The 3,278-nt window shown below is 70.7% G+C and carries 3 protein-coding genes and 1 pseudogene; 2 read left to right on the top strand and 2 right to left on the bottom strand.

Translation table 11 applies throughout. The annotated features are described in order from the left end of the window. Positions 1-2: 2 nt before the first annotated feature. Together AB0D10_RS46020 and AB0D10_RS46025 are read right to left on the bottom strand one after the other, a co-directional pair. Positions 3-593 carry a DUF4913 domain-containing protein gene (locus tag AB0D10_RS46020; RefSeq protein WP_360269005.1) on the bottom strand — a complete coding sequence of 197 codons (591 nt, stop codon included), beginning with the start codon at positions 591-593 and terminating at the stop codon, positions 3-5. Between the two features lie 137 nt (positions 594-730). Next, entirely contained in the window at positions 731-1,444 is a 714-nt protein-coding gene (locus AB0D10_RS46025; protein ID WP_360269008.1) for an HAD family hydrolase, read from the bottom strand. Between the two features lie 748 nt (positions 1,445-2,192). On the opposite strand from AB0D10_RS46025, the pseudogene AB0D10_RS46030 reads away from it, so the two are divergent. Together AB0D10_RS46030 and AB0D10_RS46035 are read left to right on the top strand one after the other, a co-directional pair. Next, a pseudogene (locus AB0D10_RS46030) lies at positions 2,193-2,336 on the top strand (ATP-binding protein); the annotation flags it as partial. A gap of 19 nt (positions 2,337-2,355) precedes the next feature. Continuing rightward, positions 2,356-3,210 (top strand): hypothetical protein, encoded by an 855-nt coding sequence (locus AB0D10_RS46035; RefSeq protein ID WP_360269010.1) that lies wholly within the window; start codon positions 2,356-2,358, stop codon positions 3,208-3,210. Positions 3,211-3,278: the final 68 nt, after the last annotated feature.

Here is a 3,278-nt window from a genome sequence, read left to right on the forward strand (position 1 = left end):
GTTCATGCGGCGAGTCCCAGCTGGTCGGGCGTGGTCAGGACGCGGTGGGCCAGCCGGGACGGGCTGGTGGTGCACGCGGCGAACGGGCCGTCCGGAGCGCGGAGCTGGAGCAGGGCGTGGTCCAAGTGGTCGCGGTGCCACGTCGAAGGCCCGCTCTGGCCGGCCTCGGCGGCCGTCAGCTGCTGCCACGCGAGCCACAGCGCGTGGAGACGGGCGACGGCCTCCGGGTGTTCGTGCCACTTCGCGCACCAGGGGCGGGTGGAGCCGATCTCCCGGCCGTAGACGGGCAGCAGGAGGTGGGTGACCCAGGCCGAGAGCTCGGCCAGTTCGGCGGCGTACTGGGCGCCGCCCATGGCGAGAATGAACAGCGGTGGGGCGGTGGCGGGTTCGGCCCCGGTCGCCGGGTCCGGCTGCGTGGGGCCGGACCCGGTCTCGTCATCGGGTTCGGAGCCGAGGCGGTCGAGGATGACGCCGTGCTGGCGGACCTCGGCCATGGTGCGGGTCAGGGCGCTGACGAGGTCGTCGAGGTCCTCGTCGGGGATACGGATCGGTTCGGGCTCGGGGGTGCCCGGCATCGGGTCGGACTCGGACATGGCACATCCAGGAGGTTCGTACGGACGGGGAGGGCGGGCGTGGCGGGTCTTCTTCTGGGCACAGCGGGGCTCCGGTAAAGCGGTCGTTGGGGAGATGGTCCGTAGGATCGGCGGTTTGGTCCGGCCGCCGACTCGTGCTAGGCGCAAGCCAGTTGGGTGCCGTGGTCCTGGATGAGGCGCAGGCCGAGAGCGACGGCGTCGGCGAGGGTTGCGGTGAGCGGGTGGCCGGAGGCGGCGAGCTTGGCGGGGTGGTGCAGGCCGCCGGTGTGCAGCACCGCGTACGCGCCGTTGGCGTGGGCGGCCTCGGCGTCGTCGACGGCGTCGCCGACCAGCAGCACCCGGTGCGCCTGGCCGGTGAGGCCGAGGGCTTCGAGGTGGGCGGCGAGCGGGGCGGCCTTGGTGCCGCCGGAGGGGCCGGTGCGGCCCTCGATTCGGGTGAAGAAGTGCCCGATGCCGGCCTCCTGGACCTCGCGCATCAGGGTGTTGTGCGGGCACAGGGACAGCAGCGACTGGGTGTGCCCGGCATCGCGCGGGGCGGCCATCAGCTCAGCGGCGCCCTTGCGCACGCGCACCGGCTGGGCGCGCAGGTGGTCTAGGAAAGCGTTGTCGCTGGAGATCCACTCCTGCTCGGTGATGGTGCGGCCGAGCAGGCGGGCGTAGAAGTTCGGGATCGGCACAGTGTGCTTGGCTCGGTAGGTCTCGCGGTCGACCGGCTCGCCGCCGAGGGCGGGCAGGGTCGCGTTCAGCGCGGCGACGTGGTCGTCGAGGTCGTCCTTGACCGTCCCGTTCCAGTCCCACACAACATGCATGCGGGTGGCGGGGGTTGCGGCAGCGAGGAGGGGGGTGTTCACGGCGGTGTCCTTCGGGATGAGCTGGAGGTTCAGGCGGAGAGGTCGGTCGTTGAAGCGGTGCAGCCAGCCACAGCGCGAAGGCGGCCCCGGCGAGCGGGGCGGCGACGAGCAGCGGCCCGGCGGTGGCGGCGAGGGAGGCGAGGGCGGTGCCCGCGGCCTGGCCGACGCCGATGCAGGCGATCAGCCAGGCGAATGCCTCCGTGCTCTCGCCGTACGAGGAGAGGCGGTCAACGGTGAGGAACGAGGCGGTCAGCAGCGGCGCGAGGAAGGTTCCGGGCAGCACCGCACCCAGGACGGCGACGGCGGGCGCGGGGTCGGGCAGCAGCGGCAGCCATCCGGCGGCAAAGCCGACCGAGGCGGCAACCAGGTGCTTCGAAGGCGCGCCGGGCCAGGCGTGGCGGCCGTAGGCGAGGCCGCCGAGCATGCTGCCAATGGACAGCGCGGCCGGCATCACCCCGGCCAGCCACCCGGCGTGGTGGCGCTCGGCGGCGGACAGGGCAAGGACATTGACCGCGCCGAGCGCGACACCGGTGCCGATCAGCGCGGCGAACAGCACCCGGAAGCCCGGCACCCGCAACGGACCTGCCCAGTGCATGGCCTTGACGGACTCCGCAGGCCGCCACGTACGGGAGGGGCGGGCGGTGACGACCAAGCCGGTGCCGAGCAGGCCGAGCGCGGCGGTCGCCACCAGCGCGGTCACCACCCCGGTACCGGCGGCGAAGCCGGTGGCCAGCAGGGACCGGCGACGAACACCAGCGGCCGCCGGGAATGGCGACAGATGCTCAAAGCCTTAGAACAGCGCGTGGTCTTGGCCGATAAGTTCCCGGGCATGCTCACGGACGAGTTGTCGGACTACCTGTTCGCTCGCAGCACCGGACACATCGGCTCGCTGTCGGAGCATGCGTTCGGCCTTGGCTGGATCGCTGCTGTTATTCGGCAGCCGAATCGACCTTCCGGACGCGGCGCAGCTCCTCGGCTCGGCCACCGACGATTTGAACATCTCCCGCATCCTGCAGATTCTGCGGGCAGGCGAGCACTGGCCGGCCCTCCTCCACGCTCTCACCCGCCTCGTCGACTACCTCGACGCCAACCCGGTCCCGATCGACTACGCCCGCAGACGCCGCCTCGACTACGGCCAACTCCTCCCGGCCGCCGACTGGAAGCAGATCTGCCGACACACCGGAGCTCCAGTCGGACGCGAGCACCGCCACCGGGTCGCCCGGAACCTGCTGTTTCAACGGATCAGCGGCATGCCCGAGTACCTTGCCCCCGGCGCCTACGTCATCAAGGACACCCCAAGACGCACCTACCTGAGCGAGTTCACTGCCAGCCTCACCCCCGCTCTCGCCACCGCGCTGGACAACGCCGCCCAAGCATTCCTGCTCGATCAAGGAATTCGGGACGAGCCGGTCACCTGGCATCCGCCCACTTCCCTCATGGACGGCCTCGAGCTGCCCGGCCCTGATCCCGCCGCAGTGGACATCGAGCTGATGCACCAGCTGATCACGGCGGGGCAGAGCAACATCAGCACCATCGCCGAGCGGCTCGGCACATCCGTGGAAGTCCTCCGGCACCTCCTTCAACTGCATCTGCCATCGCCTGCACCGCTGACCCACCACCAGTTCCGGGCACGTGGGCAAGCCATTGCCGCAGCCCAAGCCGCCCTTTCCCGAGAGCAGTTGACACGTCTCTACTGCGAGGAGGGGAAGAGCCTGGGCGAGATCGCGGCAGATTTCGGGATTACTGACCTCGGATCGTCAGGGTGAACTCTCCCGAAGTCCCTGATTGGTGGGGTGCGGTGGCTGTATCTGGTGGTGTGTGAGATATGCGGATG

Origin of the sequence: Kitasatospora sp. NPDC048545 (assembly GCF_040651155.1) — a bacterium.
In the GTDB taxonomy this organism is placed as follows: Bacteria; Actinomycetota; Actinomycetes; order Streptomycetales; family Streptomycetaceae; genus Kitasatospora.

What these genes read in the sequence shown, in the direction of transcription:
- AB0D10_RS46020 (WP_360269005.1), bottom strand. Translation starts at nt 593, where the DNA reads ATGTCCGAGTCCGACCCGATGCCGGGCACCCCCGAGCCCGAACCGATC.